At 58.2% G+C, this 18,449-nt stretch carries 16 protein-coding genes; 7 read left to right on the top strand and 9 right to left on the bottom strand.

The annotated features are described in order from the left end of the window. Positions 1-243: 243 nt before the first annotated feature. Positions 244-1,155, bottom strand: coding sequence for a LysR family transcriptional regulator (locus CQ011_RS07550; RefSeq protein ID WP_105676092.1), 912 nt, complete (start codon positions 1,153-1,155; stop codon positions 244-246). 152 nt (positions 1,156-1,307) lie between these two features. Between CQ011_RS07550 and mmsB the strand changes: the two genes are divergently transcribed. The 6 genes from mmsB to CQ011_RS07520 all read left to right on the top strand — a co-directional run bounded on the left by mmsB (position 1,308) and on the right by CQ011_RS07520 (position 7,038). Next, positions 1,308-2,243: a 3-hydroxyisobutyrate dehydrogenase gene (gene mmsB / locus CQ011_RS07545; protein ID WP_105676090.1), complete on the top strand. Its 936-nt coding sequence runs from the start codon at positions 1,308-1,310 to the stop codon at positions 2,241-2,243. Positions 2,244-2,247: 4 nt separating this feature from the next. Further along, positions 2,248-3,372 carry an alcohol dehydrogenase catalytic domain-containing protein gene (locus CQ011_RS07540; protein WP_105676088.1) on the top strand — a complete coding sequence of 375 codons (1,125 nt, stop codon included), beginning with the start codon at positions 2,248-2,250 and terminating at the stop codon, positions 3,370-3,372. A gap of 40 nt (positions 3,373-3,412) precedes the next feature. Further along, entirely contained in the window at positions 3,413-4,141 is a 729-nt protein-coding gene (locus CQ011_RS07535) for a tyrosine-protein phosphatase (RefSeq protein ID WP_105676086.1), read from the top strand. Further along, positions 4,138-5,289, top strand: coding sequence for an ROK family transcriptional regulator (locus CQ011_RS07530; protein ID WP_105676084.1), 1,152 nt, complete (start codon positions 4,138-4,140; stop codon positions 5,287-5,289). Before CQ011_RS07535 ends, CQ011_RS07530 begins: the two co-directional genes overlap by 4 nt. A gap of 110 nt (positions 5,290-5,399) precedes the next feature. Continuing rightward, positions 5,400-6,215, top strand: a complete 816-nt coding sequence (gene ppgK, locus CQ011_RS07525; protein ID WP_105676082.1) for a polyphosphate--glucose phosphotransferase — start codon at positions 5,400-5,402, stop codon at positions 6,213-6,215. A gap of 7 nt (positions 6,216-6,222) precedes the next feature. Continuing rightward, on the top strand, positions 6,223-7,038 hold the full coding sequence (locus CQ011_RS07520; RefSeq protein ID WP_105676080.1) for a Cof-type HAD-IIB family hydrolase: 816 nt from the start codon (positions 6,223-6,225) through the stop codon (positions 7,036-7,038). A gap of 3 nt (positions 7,039-7,041) precedes the next feature. On the opposite strand, the gene CQ011_RS07515 is transcribed toward CQ011_RS07520, so the two are convergent. The 5 genes from CQ011_RS07515 to CQ011_RS07495 form a co-directional block, all read right to left on the bottom strand. Beyond that, entirely contained in the window at positions 7,042-8,238 is a 1,197-nt protein-coding gene (locus CQ011_RS07515) for a serine hydrolase domain-containing protein (RefSeq protein ID WP_105676078.1), read from the bottom strand. 86 nt (positions 8,239-8,324) lie between these two features. Then, complete coding sequence (locus tag CQ011_RS07510) at positions 8,325-9,965, bottom strand: biotin carboxylase (protein WP_105676076.1); 1,641 nt, start codon at positions 9,963-9,965, stop codon at positions 8,325-8,327. Between the two features lie 243 nt (positions 9,966-10,208). Continuing rightward, positions 10,209-11,420, bottom strand: a complete 1,212-nt coding sequence (locus CQ011_RS07505) for an amidohydrolase (RefSeq protein WP_105676074.1) — start codon at positions 11,418-11,420, stop codon at positions 10,209-10,211. A gap of 49 nt (positions 11,421-11,469) precedes the next feature. Beyond that, positions 11,470-12,195, bottom strand: a complete 726-nt coding sequence (locus tag CQ011_RS07500; protein WP_105676072.1) for a hypothetical protein — start codon at positions 12,193-12,195, stop codon at positions 11,470-11,472. An 18-nt stretch (positions 12,196-12,213) separates the two neighbouring features. Beyond that, a complete protein-coding gene (locus CQ011_RS07495; RefSeq protein ID WP_286161117.1) occupies positions 12,214-12,963 on the bottom strand; it encodes a DUF5058 family protein in 750 nt (249 codons plus the stop codon). Positions 12,964-13,225: 262 nt separating this feature from the next. Between CQ011_RS07495 and CQ011_RS07490 the strand changes: the two genes are divergently transcribed. Beyond that, complete coding sequence (locus CQ011_RS07490) at positions 13,226-14,179, top strand: AsnC family transcriptional regulator (protein ID WP_105676068.1); 954 nt, start codon at positions 13,226-13,228, stop codon at positions 14,177-14,179. Here the strand turns inward: CQ011_RS07490 and CQ011_RS07485 are convergent. From CQ011_RS07485 to CQ011_RS07475, 3 genes are all read right to left on the bottom strand, one after another. Continuing rightward, complete coding sequence (locus CQ011_RS07485; protein WP_105676066.1) at positions 14,165-15,580, bottom strand: NAD-dependent epimerase/dehydratase family protein; 1,416 nt, start codon at positions 15,578-15,580, stop codon at positions 14,165-14,167. The two genes, CQ011_RS07490 and CQ011_RS07485, sit on opposite strands and share 15 nt — an antisense overlap. Positions 15,581-15,790: 210 nt before the next feature. Continuing rightward, positions 15,791-17,296, bottom strand: a complete 1,506-nt coding sequence (putP, locus tag CQ011_RS07480) for a sodium/proline symporter PutP (RefSeq protein ID WP_105676064.1) — start codon at positions 17,294-17,296, stop codon at positions 15,791-15,793. Between the two features lie 187 nt (positions 17,297-17,483). After that, positions 17,484-18,398: a LysR substrate-binding domain-containing protein gene (locus tag CQ011_RS07475; protein ID WP_096255734.1), complete on the bottom strand. Its 915-nt coding sequence runs from the start codon at positions 18,396-18,398 to the stop codon at positions 17,484-17,486. Positions 18,399-18,449 lie beyond the last annotated feature (51 nt).

Genomic DNA, 18,449 nt, shown 5'->3' with positions numbered 1-18,449 from the left:
CTGAACCGGGGTGGTGTCTGGTTCTTTTGGTGTTGTTTGCTGGTTCTCTAGGCCTAGTCTTTGACTGAACGAAAAACTCCGTCAGCGTCAGGACATTGATAGCACTGACTGAAAATTTCAGTCAGTGCTACGTCTGCAGGGATACAAATCTTCCCACTGGAAGAGCTGTCCGATGAAAGTTCCTAAGCCAGTACGCCCGGCTGACTGTTTGGCGGCGATGCCTCAAACCGATAAAGGGTGTTGCTAGGGAGAAAAAGGTGGGATGAACCAGTCTCCGTTGACCGCAGCATCATTCAGCGCGCGCACGGTTTCTTGCACCGCCTTATTGCGTAGTGCTTCTTCACGGCCAACCAACCAGTATTCGGAGTGGTAACTAAACTCGTCGTGAAGTACCGGAACCATATTGGCGTAATGCTTGGACAAGAATACTGGCAGCAAACCGATCCCTGCATGATTCATGGTCGCCGCATACTGCACAGCGATGCTCGTTGAGGAGATTGCACGCCGCATGGGAGGCAAAGCGCTGGGGGCTTCATCGAGTTTGTCCACGGTCAGCGCGGTATCGATGTAGTAGTTCAGGCTGTGATTCGATAGCTCCGACAGCTGTTTCGGGGTGCCATGAGTTTCAAGATATTCGGCGGTGGCGTAAAGCCGTAACTCGTAGTCAAGTAGCTTGGTCGAGGCCGCCTTGCGCACGCTCGGTTCACCGATGACAATCTCCAAATCCATACCGGTTCGGGTTTGCCTCGCACGGGTGGTTTCGGAAACGATCTCAAAGACCAATTGCGGGTGGCGCTGCTGGAGTTTCGCTAGCGCAGGAGCAGCCAAGTGGGCGCTGAAAGCATCCGGTGCGGCAACTCGCACATGTCCACTGAGCGCATCGGGGTCTTCCTCGGTGCCAATGGCAGCCACGGCTTGCTCGATGGCTTCGGCACTGGTCATTGCCCGCCGTCCCAGATCGGTCAGTTCCCACCCGTTGGGGGAGCGCGTGAGCAGATGCCCGCCCATCGCCTTCTGTAACGCATCGATGCGACGCGAGATCGTCGAGTGATTCACCCCGAGCACAGTCGCGGCTGCGGTATACCGTCCAAGCCGCGCCACGGTCAGTAGGGCAATCAAGGATTCAAGGTGGCGGTAATCGATCTGGCGGTCCATGGCTCCTAGTCTGCCATGATCGGTGTGCGCTGGCGCACAATAGGCTTGCGTTATTGGCGGGCCCTTTCTCATTGAGTCTTAGTTCTCCTCCCGCCTACGCTGGCCTGACAAGGACTTAAACTTAGGCACAAGAATAGACGCGGGGTAGGGCAATGAGCACGTATGCATGGATTGGACTAGGGAACATGGGCGGGCCGATGACCGCGAACCTGGTAAACGCCGGGCATACGGTGCGCGGTTACGACCTGAATCCACAAGCCTGTGCTGTGGCTGCCGAGGCTGGGGTGCAGATCAGCGACTCGATCGCGCAAGCGATGGACGGGGCAGACGCGGTCTTCACGATGCTGCCCAAGGGCGAGCACGTACGTTCGGTTTATGAAGCGGAAGACGGAGTATGGGCCAATGCAACGGCGCAGATGTTGCTACTGGATTCATCCACCGTTGATATCGAATCTTCGCGTGCTCTGCACGACGAGGCGACCGCGCGCGGACTGAGTTTTGTTGATGCTCCGGTCTCCGGGGGAATTTCCGGAGCCGCTGCTGCCACGCTCGCCTTTATGCTCGGCGGAGCACCAGAACTCATGGACCGTGCGCAGGAACTGATCTCCCCAATGTCAGGAAAAATCATTGTAGCTGGTGGGCCCACCAGCGGTATCGCGGCAAAAATCTGTAACAATATGATGCTGTTTATCGACCTGATGGCCAGCGCAGAAGGATCTCAACTCGCTGAAAAGCTCGGGTTGGATCCGAAGGTCTTCTGGGAGATCGCTTCGGTCTCTTCCGGGCGTTCCTGGGCACAACAGACCTGGTATCCGGTACCAGATGTCATTGCTACGTCCGCGGCAAACAACAACTTTGAAGCAACCTTCCGAGTTGATCTAGCACGCAAAGATGTCGGGCTTGCGCTAGATGCGGGTGCGATGACCGGGCTAGATCTGCCTGCGGCGGCGCTAGCGAGCGAACACTTTGACCGGCTCATTAATGAAGGGCTGGGCGATAGAGACTGCTCGTTGATTGTGAAGAACCTGGTGCCCGATGGCAAGGTGCGCGGTTACACCCCGATGAATACTGTTCCGGCCGGAATCTAAATCCATGCGCACCATTACCGCTGCGGTCCTGCACTCCTCTGGGGCTGCGCGTCCCTACGCCCAGAGTAAGCCGCTGGTGCTCAGCGAAATACAGTTAGCTGACCCGGGGCCAGGAGAAGTACTGGTGCGCATTGAGGCCGCAGGCCTGTGCCATTCGGATCTTTCGGTTATCGAGGGAAACCGTCCGCGTCCGTTGCCAATGGTGCTCGGACATGAAGCCGCCGGCATCATCGAGATGCTCGGCGAGGGAGTCACCGATCTACATCTGGGCCAACGCGTGGTGAGCGTATTTTTGCCGCGCTGCGAAAACTGCGCCGCCTGCGCCACCGGTGGCAAACTGCCGTGCACCGCGGGAAGCGCGAGCAATACCGCGGGAGAACTACTCACCGGAACCAAGCGACTGTCCAGTGAAGGGCAGCCGATCAACCACCATTTAGGTGTCTCTGCATTTGCTAGTCATGCGGTACTTGACCGGCGTTCGGTGGTTCCGGTGGGCCAAGACGTGCCGGCCGAAGTTGCCGCAGTCCTAGGCTGCGCGGTACTCACCGGAGGCGGCGCGCTATTAAATGCGGGCAAACCAGAACCAAGCCAAACGATGATGGTGATTGGTCTGGGTGGAGTAGGGATGGCCGCATTGCTGGTGGCCATCGCGCAGAGTACAAAGTGGCCGGAGCCGGCTCGGCTGATCGCCGTGGACATGAACCCCGACAAGCTACGTAGCGCATTGGAGTTTGGTGCCAGCGAGGTTTATACCCCGGAGCAACTCTCGTCCATGGAAATTACCGCCGATGTGGTCATCGAAGCTGCCGGGCACCCGCGGGCCTTTGAAACCGCGGTGCGTGCCACGGCGCCCGGAGGAACCACTGTCACTGTGGGACTTCCGGCACCTGGAGCGCTGGCTGAAATCGAACCGCTGGCACTGACTAGTTCGGCGCGTACCATCATCGGCTCATATCTAGGCTCGGCAATCCCTGCCCGGGACATTCCCTACTATGAAAGTCTCTGGCGTAGTGGCTTGCTTCCGGTGGAAAAACTACTGTGCGGAAATAAAGAGTTGAGCGAAATCAATGAGGCTTTTGACCAACTAGCGAACGGCAGTACTATCCGCCAGCTGATCACCTTTCCCTAGTCGAGCTGGCTGGCTGTCAGGCCGTGATAGTTTAGCGATTATGTCCGTGAAGAATTACCCTTCCAGCCTGCCGAACCTGCGTGAAGCCGGCGGCTTGCCAGCGGCCGGGGGAAGCATCCGTGCCGGTTTGCTCTACCGCAGCGCCGTGCCACACACCATTGATGAACCACTGACCGGATGGTTGGGTACCGAAAACATTACTCAAATTTTTGATCTGCGTTCCACCATGGAGACCAGCCGGTTGCCAGGTTTCCCAGAAACCTTGCAATCCGCCAGCCGCACTAGGCTACCGCTGCTCGAAGGCGCGCTCGCAGTACCGAGCACCATGCCATCACTAGATGAGCTCTACCTTCCGTTGGTGGCAAATCACGGGGATGTGTGGGCCAAAATCGCCGGTGCCGTCGCACAGTCGAACGAAGCCACACTAGTGCATTGCACCGCGGGTAAGGATCGCACCGGGGTCGCGGTCGCCTTGTTGCTCTTGGCCGTGGGCGCTGATCGTGATGCAGTGCTGGCCGACTATGCCGCATCTACCGCCGCGCTGTCTGGTCCGTGGCTTGAATCCATGCGTGCCATGCTCGCTACTCACGACATTACGATGACCGAGAAAATGCAAAACCTGATGGTCGGTACGAGCATCACTGGGTTGGAGCGCGCCCTAGATCTAGCCGCTACCGGGCACGGTTCTATCGCCGATTACCTGCTGGCTCACGGATTATCCGCTAAGGAATTTGAAGCCTTGGGGCAGCGGTTGGTGAAGAGCTCATGAACCTTCCTGCGCCAACGGCCGGGCCAAGGGCCCTAGCGACGTTGACCGACCGACAGATCTTTGACTATTTATGCATAAATCAGCCGGCCACCCGCACCCAGATCTCTACCGCGTTGGGGCTATCTAAACCCACCGCCTCACAGGGCATTTCACGACTACAAGAAAATGGGCTGGTCAGCCCCGTTGCGGTAATGCCCGGCGCCGATGCCGCAGTGCGCCGTGGCCGTGCCCCGGAAAGTTACGGGATCAATCAGGGCTATGGGCACCTGCTTGGGTTGAGTTTGGAAGCCGGTTCGTTGCTTGGGCGCACCACCGACCTTGCCGGTTGCATCCTCGCGCAAGGGCACCGGGTGGTACCTGCCGAGGCAAGCGCCGAACAGGTGCAAAAGCTGGCAGGAAGCATGGTTGAAGAACTCACTGCCGCCAGCTCAGGGAGCACGCTCGGTGCGGCGCTGTCGCAGAGTTCGCCGGTGCTACGCGTAGGGGTGGACGCCACCGCGTTACCCACACCGGTTTATCCAGGTTCTTCGGCCTCGCTGGTGCCGGTAGTTCAAGAGTTGACCGGCGCACCAGCGGTGCTGGATAACGATGTCAACTGGATGGCTGTGGCGCAGGTGCGACACGATCAGCCGGCGACCGCCTCATCGTTGATGTTGCTCTACGTGGGTCCGGGCATTGGTACCGCGCTGGTGATCGATGGCACGGTGCATCGTGGGGCCAGCGGCACCGCTGGTGAGCTCAATGGCCTGCGCCTGGCGGAGCAGACTTTTCTGCAGCGGCTTGCCGCGGACGGGCTCACCGACGATGGCAGTTCGAAGGTGGACTACCCCCGATTAGCTAAGTTGTTGGCCGCTGCTGGACCCATCGATCCGTTGGTAGAGAGCTTTACCCAGGTCTTAGCCGAGGTGCTGGGTAATCTACTGGCATTTTTTGACCCACAGCGTTTGTTGCTGTGTGGACCGTTGGCTCACTTCGAGGCTTTTACGCACAGTCTTAATCAGGCACTGGCCAGTAGGATGGGATCTAACAGTAGCGTTGTTGAAGTCAGTGAGTTAGGCGAGGACGCGGCTTTGCGCGGTGCCTTATTTGGGGCACGCGCGCAGTATCTGAGCCGACTGTGGTCTAACTACCGCATCGAAGATGCGTAGGCGTTGACGATATGCGCCGACAGTAGCTATTGTAAAGAGTCCTTATAATAGTTTTTGGTTTGTTCATTTGAGTTGCTCAACTACATGAACCACACGCAGGGGAGTAACCGATGGCAGCGAAACACTCGGCGTCAGCCGAAACACCGGCGCAGTTTGCGGCCATCGGACTGGACCTGGGTGGTTCATCGATCAAATACGGGCTGGTTGATACCTCCGGTGAACTGGTGCAGAGCACCATTGGGCAGGCCACTACCCCGGAAGGCGCACACCCCGATGCCGTGGCCGAGGTCATGGCACAGATCCTGCGCGACCTTGCCGAACTCACCGGCGAAGACCTCGCCGGGTTACCTGCCGGAATTACCGTGCCCGGGATCGTCATCGACGGAGTGGTGCATTCGGCGGCTAATATCGACGAAGCCTGGATCGGGTTGGACGCCGCGGCGCAGCTGAGCAAAACACTAGATCGCCAGGTCGCGATCCTCAACGATGCCGACGCCGCAGGCATGGCCGAGGTGTATGCCGGAGCCGGAGCAAAAAATGGTGAACCGATTCTTGGTAGCACTATGCTGCTCACCTTGGGCACCGGCATCGGCTCGGCGTTCTTCCGCGACGGAGTACTGTTCCCCAACATTGAATTTGGGCACCTGGAAATTGACGGGTTTAACGCCGAAAGCAAAGCCGCTGCTCGGGTGATGCGTGAAGAAAACCTCAGCTGGGAGCAGTACATCACCCGGTTGCAGCGCTACCTCTCACATGTCGAATTCTTGTGTAGCCCGGACCTGATTATCATCGGTGGGGCCATCTCCGAGGACCATGAGAAGTTCTTACCGAAGCTGAAACTGCGGGCCAAACTGGTGCCCGCCAAATACCACAACGCCGCCGGAGTGCTTGGTGCCGCACACCGCGCCATGCACCTAAGCACCTAGGATTTAAATGCACACGATTAACCCGAACGCTACGATCAAACTCGTCGCAGTGGACATGGACGGCACCTTCTTAGATGGGGACGGACAGATCCCGGAAGCCGCTTGGGCGGTCATTGATGAACTTCAGGCCAAGGGGATCAGTTTTGTTCCCGCCTCTGGTCGGCAGTTCGCCACCCTGCGTGAGCAGTTTGCAGCACTCGGAGAGATCGCGATCATCGCCGAAAACGGCACCGTGGTGATGCACGGCGAGCAGGAAATCTATTCCAACATCATCGACGCACCGTCGGTCACCTCGGTGATCGCAGCAACCCGCGCGCAGTCGGCGCTGGATGTCGGGTTGGTGCTTTGTGGCCGGCGTACCGCCTACGTGGAGCGGGATGACGAAGTCTTTCTTGCAGCCATCGCCCCGTACTACCGCGCGGTGCAAGTTGTCGAAGATCTAGACCAGGTCGAGGATGAAATCATCAAAATGGCGGTCAACGTCGCAACCGGCCAGGTGCAGGCGATGGCCGCAGCCCTAGATGTCCCCTTGCAAGTGGTCGTTTCTGGAAGCCACTGGGTGGACGCGATGAACCATGGGGTGCACAAGGGTTTGGCGCTGAAGGCATTGCAAGACAAGCTCGGTGTCACCCAAGATGAAACCGCGGTCTTCGGGGACTATCCCAATGATCTGGAAATGATCAAGGGTGCTACCTATTCCTTCGCCATGGCCAACGCGCACCCGGTGGTTGCGGCCGCGGCGAACTTCACCGCGCCAGCAAACACCGAGCATGGAGTGCTGCAGGTTTTGCGCGCCTACCTAGAGGGACGCAACGAGCTCTAAGCGTTAGATGCTGTCTTGCTGTGCTAAATGGTTGGCAATTGCGTCGAAGGCGCGAATGGTGGGGAACAGCTTGGAAGCATCCTGCGGGTAAGGCCAGCTGGAAAGCTTCACGCCAATCATCTTGGTGGCCGGATTCATGTAAATCATCTGCCCATGGATGCCAAGAGCCAGCGCGACATTTGAATTCGGGTAAGGGAACCAGATCTGGTTGCGGTAGCGTCCGCCGGGCATCATATTATCGCCAGAGGAGTCCGCAAAGGCTTTGAGCTGATCCTCGGTGCTGTTGAAGGTATCGGTGATCCAGGATGGGTCAAAGACCCGCTGTCCACTCAACGACACCCCATCGTTGATGTAGAGGTGAGCAAAGCGGGCGAGGTCGCGCAGGGTTGCATTAAAGCCGCCGTCGAACATGCCGGTACCGAACTGGTCGGTACCCATCACAAGGTCTTGTTGCGCACCAATCTTGGCCCACACATATTCGGAGATGAGCTGTTGCATGCGCGCCCCACCGGCGGCCTCCAACACCCAGCCGAGCACGTCGGTCTCGCAGGAGCGGTATTCAAAGGCGCCACCATGGGAGGTTTTAGCCTTCAGCGTCAGCAGGTAGTCATACATGCCGATGGGTCCAATGGCGCCGCTAGGCGGAGTCCAGCCAATGGCTTCCTCCAGCATGCGTACCTCGGCCTTGGGATCTAGGTACTCTTCGGAGAACTGAATTCCCGAACGCATATCTAGCAGGTGGCGTACCGTTGCCCCGGCGTAACCGGAGCGTTCAAGCGCTGGCACATAGTCGGTAACCAGCTTGTTCACGTCGAGCTTTTCCGCGCTCACCAGCGCTGCTGCCACCGTGCCGACGACTGTTTTACTCATCGACATCAGCAGGTGGTCGGTCAGCGAGGTCATGGTGTTGTAGTACTTCTCCACCATCACCTTGCCCTTGCGCATGATCAGCAAACCGTCGGTGTTCGTCGAGTTGATGACTCCACGCACGGTCAGTGAGGGATCGGTGGCGCTACCCTTAGCAACCTCGAGATCACCAATCTCCATTTCGGTGAACGGCAGCTTGGTGATCGACTCGTCGCCGCGTGAGACCTTGGTGGTAGGTAGGAACTCGGCGATATTCTGGAAGGATACCTGGATGTTTTCCGGGTGCTGCCAGTTAGCGATCGTTAACTCGGGTACCGTGAGGCCGCTGGACATCTAGTGGTCGCTCTTCTCTTAGAAACGCTGTGTACTCTATCTTTTGGAGCCTACCACCAGCGCTTGAACGGGGCTGACGAACTAGCCTACTGCGCGGTAGCTGGTGGAACGTCGATGCCTTTGTACTGGGCACGGATCGAAGAGATGAAGTGCTTCGCGTCAATGGTCAGCTTGGTCTTCTTCTTACCCTCGTACTGCAGCTTCGACTTGGTCACTAGTACACCCAAGTCAGCACCCTTCCAGCGGTAGTCTTCAACACCATAGATGCGTAGGAAGAACGCTTCCTTATGGTTCTGTAACTGGTGCCAGTCCAAAGCGCTGCGCGAGAACTGCAACTTGCCCTTTGAGTCCAGGAAGTACTTGCCGGTGCGCGGTGCGTGGGTGATGTACTGCACGATGTCATCAGTTTCCTTGATGATCATATGGCTCCACACATCGGCTCCGGAGAGTTCTTCCCAGCGCGCGTTGATCTCATCTACGTCCAGCTCAAATTCCACGTCCAGGTACTCCAGCAGGTGGAAGAGGAATAGTGGAACGTCCGCGTAGGCTCCGGCGGTCACATTGGTGATCGCGCTGGCCCCGGAGATGCGTGGGTTCAATTCGCCCAAGTACACCTCGTCGGTATCGGTGTCTACCAGTACGTCGACTTCGAAGAAGCCACGGTATCCGGTGGACTTCAGTCCCGCGCCCACCTTGCGGACCAGTTCAATGGCGCGCGCACGCTGACCATCGGTGACCACATCTGGGTGCATCTCGTTACCGCACCAACCGCCCTTGTAAGGAGTCAGTTCCTTGTAACCGGCCAGTTCGGTAAGGATCGGGCCGACCACGGTACCGCAGCGAGTAAGTACCGCTTCTACGGCCACCGGCTGATTGTTAATCCGCTTCATCACCTTGAGCTGTTCGCCGATGATGTCCTTGGAATGTTCATTCCAGTCGGATTCGTTAGTGATGAAGAAGGTGGTTTTACCCGAATCTCCATACGGGGTCTGCACTACCAGGTCATCACCGAGCTTCGCGTCACGCGAAAGCTTCTGTAGCTCGGAGTACGTATCGGCGGTGCCCAAAACGTTCGGGACCGAGTGGGCGCCGGCGGCATTGCCCAGTTCGGTGGTGACAATCTTTGAATCCAGGTGGTTGCGCAGTTCCGCAGAAGGCAGGATTAGGTCGTAGCCCAGCTCTTCACAGATCGCTTCGGTTTCCTCATCGAAGAACACCATGGCGATCTTCGGACGGGGTCCGCCCGGAGCGGTATGGGTGTCGATGTACTCGCGTACCTCGGGATTTTCCAGCAACCAGTTGTTAATTTCTTCGGCGCTCTGGAAATCAGTTTGTGGCTTCTCGCTCGGGGTGAAGACCCGCGGGTGGTGGCCATCCCAGCCGTCGTAGTAGCTGATGTAGCTGAATTTACGCACCCACCGGTCAAGACCCAACAGGTTCACCGGGGTGGCGCCGACGAAGTAAATCGGGGTGGAATTTGTGCGGAAGAAGTGGCGCACCTCGCTCATATTCTTCAGCTTGCGGCCAAAGTTCACCACGCGTGGTACCTCAAAGTCGGAGTCGACATCGTTGTAAGCAGCATCAACCGCAACGTTTGCGGTCATTTCATCGAGCACAGTTTCCTGCGCTTGTGCGGCACCAGCCTGTTTACGTAATTTAGCTAGATCGCTGGGTTTAGGCATCTGCGGTCGTGCAGCACCTTCGCTCGCCTCAAGAAAATTTGCCATGGTGTCGTTCCTTCAAACTGGTAGACCTAAGTGATGATGCTCTGTGCCCGCCGTTGGACACAATCTGGACCGGCTAACTCACTCCATGGTGGTCGGTGAGAGTAAGCCGGGTGAAGCTGGGAGGTTAATCGGGAATGAATATTTAGTTTGTAGACGCGTTAGCGTTGAGCATTAGCTTAGACGCGCCAAAGTCCTAACGTGAAGTAGATGACACGTTAGGATGTTGGACGTCATAAGACTTAGTCAGTTTTTCTTTGAGACGTAATATTCGATAGCAGCCAAGGCCGCGCGAACGCCGGTATCTAGCGCCGGAATGTAGTCAGGCAAAAAGTGTGGCGAATGATTGACCGGGGCAGGACCATTACTGAGGTCAAAACCGCCAAACATCCAAAACACATTGGGCACATCCAGCGCGTCCGCCAGCGCCCCAAAGTCTTCCGAACCCATAGCCGGAGGAGAGAAGTGAACCTGGTCTGTCCCGAATTCTTGACCGAAGGCTGCGGCTAGCGATTGGGTCTGTTCCGGATCATTGTAGAGCCGTGGGAAATTGTAGAGTTCCTCAATCAGTGGGGCTTGCGCGTTAGCTGCCACCGCTTCGGCATTGATGATGCGGGTGACGGCCGACAGCACTTGGGCGCGAACCTCTTCGGTGAGCGTGCGAATGTTCAGCGTGAATTCTGCGCGGTCCGGAATGATATTTTCCTTCAGTCCCGCATGGAAGGTTCCACAGGTGATCACCGCCGGGCTCAGCGGATGCAGCTCGCGCGAGACGATGGTTTGTAAACGCGTGATGATATGCGCGCCAAGCACGATCGGGTCAACCGAATCCTGAGGCTGTGAGCCGTGGGACTGCTTGCCGTACAAGGTCACCTTCAGCGAATCGGCTAAAGCCATCGCGCTGCCCTCGGTGACCGCGATGGATCCGGTTTGGAACGGGAAGACATGCTGGCCGAGGACTACCTGCGGTTGTGGGACTTTCTCCCACAACCCGTCTGCGAGCATAGCGCGCGCCCCGGCGGCAGTTTCCTCTCCAGGCTGGAAGATCCACAGCACCGTTCCGGACCAGTTCTCGGTGTTCCTGGCCAGTACCTGTGCGGCGCTGAGCGCGGAGGCTACGTGGGTGTCATGGCCGCAACCGTGCATAACCGGCACCTCGGTGCCGTCGGCTAGGACCCCGGTGTCCACCGAGGCGTAGTCCGCGCCGGTGTCTTCCTTGATTGGCAGGCCATCGGAATCTGCGCGGAAGGCTATGACCGGACCGTCGCCGTTACGCTGAATACCCACCACACCGGTGCCACCAGAAATGAAGTTCTCGATACCCAGCTCGTTCAGTCGTTCCTGAATGTATTGCGCAGTCGCGTGTTCGGCCATCGATAATTCGGGGTGCGCGTGCAAGTGCAGATAATTTTCGTGCAGCGTGCGGGTTTCGTCCTCGGTCAGCGCGGTGCTCAGCATGGTGTCCTTTATCTTGAGGGGTAAATGTTCAGGTGAAAAATACTCTGGTTTAGTCTTCGCTGGTTGTCACTAGGGCCTTGCGGTCACGCAACACCCAAGAAACCAAGATCGAGGCGATGACTACCAGTGCGGTAGCAAACATTGCCACCGCCGGCATAGCCGGCAACACCACGAAGTTCATCAGCAAGGCAAGCGCGATAGCGATGATGGTGGGACGCAGCGACTTCATCGCGACGATCGACTGCACGAGCACCGCACCCATCAGCGAGGGCAAGATGTAAAGTCGGGCCACGTCGATGACCTCGGCGGGCACCTGAGAAACTAGCCAGGTGCCAAGCACACCGACAAATAGCAACAGACTGGTCAGGTGCACGGTGGCGGCTCCACAAATGGCCATCACCGCGGCGAGATCCCCGCGCTTTGTGCCGGGCTTCGCTCCAATGGAGGACTGCGCCACGATGGCAGCTGGCAGTAGCTTGTTAGAAATATTGCCGATCATAAATGCCTGGTACATGGCAGCCGAACCCAGAATAGGGAAGTAGGTCACCGGCTCCACGATCCACAACACCCCAAAGGTTGCCGCGACGGCGAGGAACGCCACCCAGATCATCGAGGGGGCAATCTGTAGGTCGGAGAAGAAGACTAGATAGATCGGGCCGAGTAGCGAAAAGATCAGCCCCGCGGTCATGGTGAGTGAGCCGTAGCGGGTGGTCTGCTTTTCAAAACGCGCCATCGAGGCGTCGGCGCTTGTCAGAGTAATAGTTGGAGTGCTCATGGGGTTTTGCTCCTGGTCTTAGGCTGCAGTGTGCAGGAAGTAGCCGGCGGTGATAGCAATGGCGATGGAGATGCCCAGCGCCCATTCCTTCAACCATTTCGCGTGCAAAACCTTAGCCAGCAACAGGCATAGGCCCATGCTTGCCGCGGAGACCGCCACGAGAATCATGTGAATCGACGATTTTGGCAGCTCGGCGAAGGTCAGCGCGGAGAACGCTCCAAGTAGCGCGGCGGTAGGGATCAGCGCCATTACCGCGGGGTTGCGCTTGGCGAGCGACTTGCCGCCCTTTTTCATGATGGGGGTCAAAATCAGCGTGGAGAGCATCCACATTGCTCCGGACAGGCTCATCGCCATAAATGCGACGGCGAAGACCTGCTGGGTGTAGTCGGCTCCGCCGAGGGTGGCTCCCATGGACACCGCAGAGATATTCGCCGAGGCGGTTTCTGCCGAGACCGAGCCGATCAGTCCGATACGTACCAGCACCGCTGGGGTACCAAAGAGTGCCAGCAACGCGATGGCGACGAAGACTACCGCCAGCGAGGGACCGATAGAGGCGACGGCTCCGGCGCGGAAGGATTCCTTCAGCTCACGTGCCGGCATATTCACGTGCGGTGCGGCAACCTTTGCGGCCCGCGCATAGAGGATCGTCTGGATGAAGATGACTGCGAACACGCCCAAGGCGCAGAACCACAGGAAGGGGGTGTTAGCGATGGCCCAGATGTTTGTTGAACTGGGATCGCCAGCGGCCAGAATGAGCTGTGGCTGCACGGTGGGCTCCTGAAAGTAGGTAAGTAAGTGAACTGATGTGATGCGCATCGCATCTACTTACAACCATGGCGCTAAGCTGAGATATCGACAATAATTGGCACATGTTGCCAGTTTTCTGTCGTTTTCCACCAAAACATGAAGATTGACTGGGCTAAAAAGCGAAAAATCGTCAGAGAAGATTGGGTCCTAAGTGACCAGCCTAGGCAAACACCGAGCCGGAAAATGCCTATGACCGCAGGCCAGCACCTCACAGGAGTACCGCATGGAGCAAAACGACGAGTTTAACGAGCTTGAACGGAAAATAGTGATCGCGCTGCAGGCCGATGGGCGCGCTACCTGGCGCAAGATCGCTCAGGTTTTTGGCGAGCCCGAACGCACCGTGGCACGCTATGGGCAGGCACTGTTGGCTAGTTCAAAAGTTTCGGTGGCGGCAATTCAACACCGCACGGGATCATTGGTCGCCGCGTTTACCTGCGCCCCGGGAACCGTGCGGGTGGCCTGCGAGGCGTTGGCTCAGCGCGGGGACACCAGCTTCAGCTATATGGTCACCGGGCAAAGTGACGTGGTCACCGAGCTGCACTACGACGGGGACCTGGCCGAGATTCTCACCATGCAGCTACCGGCAACTCCAGGAATTAATGCGTTAGCGGTCTATCCGATCCTGAAATACTTCAAAACCATCCGTGCCTGGCGTGCCGAGCCACTACCCGAAGCGGCGGAGCGCGCGTTGCGGCCAGTCAGCGGTGGGGAACTGACCGAATGGAACCCCGCGGCCGGGCTAACAGAGAATGACAAGCTGATCATCGAGGTGCTGCGTAAAGATGGGCGGGCCTCGGTGGACACGATTTCTCGGCAGGTGAAGCTGAGCGAATCATCGGTGGCCCGCCGGGTGGACTGGCTACTGCGCGGGGAACATATCTCGATCCGCACACTGGTGGAACCGGCGCTCCTGGGCTACCCGGTGGAGGCGCTGCTCTGGGTACAGACCTCTCCGCAGAGCGTTGAGCAGCTCGGGCAGCGGCTACGGCTACTGCCCGAGGTGCGTTACGCGGCCGCGGTGGCCGGGGACGCACAGCTCATCGTTGATGTCACCGTGCGCACCCAAAAGGACCTATACCGATTCATTTCCGACACCCCGTGGGGTGAGATGGTGCAGCTGAAGACCGCGATGGTGCTTTCGGCACGCAAACGCGGCGGGAAATTATTCGCCGTTTAGCGTGGCCGCAAAGTCGTTTTGGCTAAACTCGAATCCGGCATCCGCTAACACCCGGGAGCTGACCTTGCGTCCGGTCAATGCCACACGAGCATTGGAGCCGAGCACCGCCGCACCAAGCTTGGGCAATAACGTGCCGGTAGGAAGTCCTGGCAACCCAGCGTTTGAACGCAGCGCAGCCATCACCTCGGCGTTGCGCAAAGGCACCGGATGCGCGGCATGGATCAACCCCGCGGGTAGCGAAGTCTCTTCTAAGCCGAGCAAGATTCGCACCAAATGCAACCAATCTTCCAGACCGATCCAGCTGAACCACTGCCTGCCATCACCCATCGGCCCACCCAGACCGGTGTGTACCAGCGCGGTCAGTGGTTTGAGCAGTGGCGCATCGGGATGCATCACTAGCGAGCTGCGCAGCACATAACTGCGTTCGGCATTGACCTTCGCATCATGGAAGGCCTGCTCCCAGGCGGAGGCGACCCCGGTCATTTCCGGAAGTGCCCGCTCACCGGTAGGCACTGGGCTGTCTTCGGTAAATTCTGCTTCACCGCCATCACCAAAGATCGCGGTGGTGCTGGACTGAATCCAGCTGGCCAACGGGGTGTCGAGTCCGGCGGCGGCCTCGGCCAAAGTTTGTGTGGTGCGCACCCGGGAGGCGGTGAGCTTTGCGATATTTTCTTCGGTGTTGCGCTTATCCACGCGCTCGCCGGCCAAGTTGATCAGGTGTACCGGGAATTTGGCGTGGCTTAACGCACTGGTCCATGCGCCTAGGTGAAGGCCATCCCACGGGTACTGGTCGGCGGGGAAGTCTGCTTCAATGCGTCGGGTGAGCACGGCCACGGACAACCCGCGGCAGACCAGCTCGGCTACCAGATTGCGTCCGAGGAAGCCGCGTCCGCCGGAGATCACCACACGCACCGGAACGGTGCGGTGTGCTCCCGAGGGTATGACCTTGAAGAGCCTGGCGCAGGCTAGTGCAAAGTCCTCGCAGAGGGTGTTAGCGACGCTAAATTTGAATGCCGTGGTGCCTGGGCCACGCAGGATTACGGTGAAGCGAAGGATCGCTCCGGTATCGGCGGCATCTACTTGCCAGCGCAATACCATTTCGCCACCGGGTTGCGGCTGGGTGAACTCAACCATGCGCTGAGCCGGGTTGCGCCTAGTGATTGAGCCTGCCGGCGCGGTCTTTTGATGTAGTGGACCGAAGAGTTTGCCCGGGGCCAAGAGATCAACCTTGGTACCCACTCCGCGCTGGTCATCGTGCACCACAAAACCGTCGAAGCTCTTCATCCAGCTGCCGGTCTGCGACAGATTGCCGACGATCGAATACACGGCCTCGGGATCTGCGGCGAGGTATTGCGATTCGGTGCGCTGCCAGCGAGTGAACTTAGTGAGCTTTTGCGCCATGGCTAGATCATCCTTCGACGTGAAACGAAACTTCGGACACCTCTAGGTTACTGTGCGCCGGGTGTCACCGGCACCCGGTACGCGCCGATTGCGCTCTGGGTGAGCGCAGGCCGTCGGCAGAGGCGTGGTTAAACGCAGAAACCGGCGTTGTGCAAAGCTGTGAAGCTTTGCACAACGCCGGTACCTTGAGCGTTATTCGCGCGGTACGCCTTAGGCGGTAACCTTTGCGCCAATCTCTTCTTCCATCGAGGTGAATTCAGCCTCGATTTCAGTGCTTGGCTTGAACGTTGCACGCGAGACGAGCCATGCAACCACGAGGCAGACCAGGAAGCCTGGCACGATCTCGTACATGTTGCCGGTCAGTACGTCGACGTTGCCCCAGATGAAGACAACGGCTGCACCGGAGATCATGCCAGCGAAGGCACCAATCGCGGTGAGCTTACGCCAGTACAGAGCCAATAGCACGATTGGACCGAAGGCGCCGCCGAAGCCGGCCCAAGCGAAAGCCACCAGGTCCAGGATCGAGGAGTTCGGGTTCAGTGCCAGCAGTGCTGCGACGACCGCGATGACCAGCACGCCGGTGCGTCCGAGCATCACTAGCGCCTTCGGCGAAGCCTTGCGACCGGTGATGTTGTAGAGGTCTTCGACCAATGCCGAGGAGCAAACGATCATCTGTGAGGACATCGTCGACATAATTGCCGCCAACACGGCCGCGAGCACTAGGCCGGCGACGAATGGGTGGAAGAAGACTTGGCTGAGCAGCAAGAACACGGTTTCGCTGTTTGTCTCGCTCAGCGGATCCTTCGCAAAGTACGCGATACCGATCAGCGAGGTAGCGACCGCGCCTACGGAGGTCAGGAACATCCAACCCACGCCGATGCGACGTGCAGTCTTTGCCTCGGCTGGGGTGCGCAGCGCCATGAAGCGGACCAGGATGTGCGGCTGACCGAAGTAACCCAAGCCCCATGCAGCGGTGGAGAAGATCGCGATGACCGCGACCCACCAGGCGTTGTCGGAGAACGAGGAGAACAGGTTGAACGCTTCGGGGTTTGCCGTGGTGATGCGCGAGCCCAAAGTTTCGAAGTCGCCGATCTTAATGACCGCGACGATTGGTACGGCAATGAGTGCGGCGAACATCAGTAGGCCCTGAGCCACGTCGGTTAGCGATGCACCAAGGAATCCGCCAAACAGGGTGTAGAGCAAGGTGATGACAGCAACGAAGATCATGCCACTCAGGTAAGGCCAGCCGAAGGAGGCATCAAAGAATTTGCCAGCGGCGACCATGCCCGAAGAGACATAGAAGGTGAAGAACACCAAGATGATGACCGCGCTACCGATGCGCAGCAGGTGCTTATTGTCCTTCAGGCGCTTTTCGAAGAAGCTTGGGATGGTGATGGCGTTCTGCGAGATTGCGGTGTAGGAACGTAGGCGAGGAGCCACGTACTTCCAGTTCAGCCAGGCGCCGATCAATAGACCGATACCGATCCAGGCCTCGTGCATGCCGCCAAGGTAGATTGCGCCGGGCAAGCCCATGAGCAGCCAGCCGGACATGTCACTTGCACCTGCGGACAGGGCTGCTACCCCGGGCTTCAAGCCACGGCCTGCAAGCATGTAGTCGTCGATGTCGTTCGTTCGTCTAAAGGCTACGTAGCCGATGCCGAGCATCGCGCCCATATAGATGACGATCGCGATGATCTGATAAGTCTGGTCAGACATTTTCCCTCATTGCCGTTTATTGTCCGTCGGAGCGAGTGGTCACCCGAGTAGACAGCGGATCTTGTGGTGCGAGTCACCACTATTGCACTTAAATTCCCGTTTGTCTCGGTGACCTACTTCGCTCGTGATCGTTTTGTGACCTTAGGAACACTACCGAACTACCCGGCAGAAGCAGAATCGAGTTTTCTTAGGCAGACTGATTTTTTAGCTGTTCGTGCACCAAAGTACGCACCGCCGCAATGGAGGGGGAGCGCGCTGAAGAGTGGCGCATGGCGGTAAAAATAGTGCGCACCGGGGCGTTGTCTAGATCTACGAAGCGCAGCTGTCGCTCGAACTGTGTCCAGACCAAATCGGGCAGCAAGGCCACCGCGGTGCCGGTTTCCACCAGGGTGACATGTGCCTGAAGATCTGCCGTTTCGTAACGCACGTCGGGTTCAAAACCGGCCATTCGGCAGGACTGTTCCGCCCAGTGACGACTCGCGGCTCCCGGGGGTTCCATCACCCAGGGAAGGGTGGCCGCCTCGGTTAGCGAAGTGACGCGATCAAAATCGGTATTGCCCTCACCGCCGAGCAGTGGAAGAGCTAAACGAATCGGATCATGGGCTAGATGACGGCGATCTAAGGACTCAAAGATCGGGGCGGCGTGACCTTGATACTGTTCGGCAATCACTAGATCAAAGTTCCGCGCACTGGTTTCATGCAGTGCTTCCTCCGGCTCATGCTGGGTCATTTCCACGCGCAGATGTGGGTGCAGATCATGAAGTTTGCGCAATACCGGAGGCATGACCGCGAGCATTGCGGTCTGGAATACTGCCAGTCGCACGGTCCCCGAGACACTGGACATGGTCGCTGCCAGATCTGCTTCGGCGCGTTCCATAGAACCCAATAATTCTTCGGTGTGCGCCACCAGAACTTGGGCCTGTGGGGTGAGTGCCAGCTTGCGTCCATTGCGGCGCAAGAGCTCGACTCCGGCCTCTTCTTCAAGCTGACTCAATTGCTGGGAAACCGACGAAGGAGAGTAGCTCAGTACGTCCGCCACCTCGGCTATCGTTCCGCGAATACTTAGCTCCCTAAGTAGACGTAATCTTCGCAGTTCAAGCATGGGTTCAACTCCGGTCTCTACGCGGTACTTTGAGGGTGCAAAAGGGGTGAT

Source organism: Arthrobacter sp. MYb213 (genome assembly GCF_002979915.1).
Classification (GTDB): Bacteria; Actinomycetota; Actinomycetes; order Actinomycetales; family Micrococcaceae; genus Glutamicibacter.
Note: the sequence above shows the minus strand (reverse complement) of the source record. Positions and strands in the feature narration are given on the sequence as shown.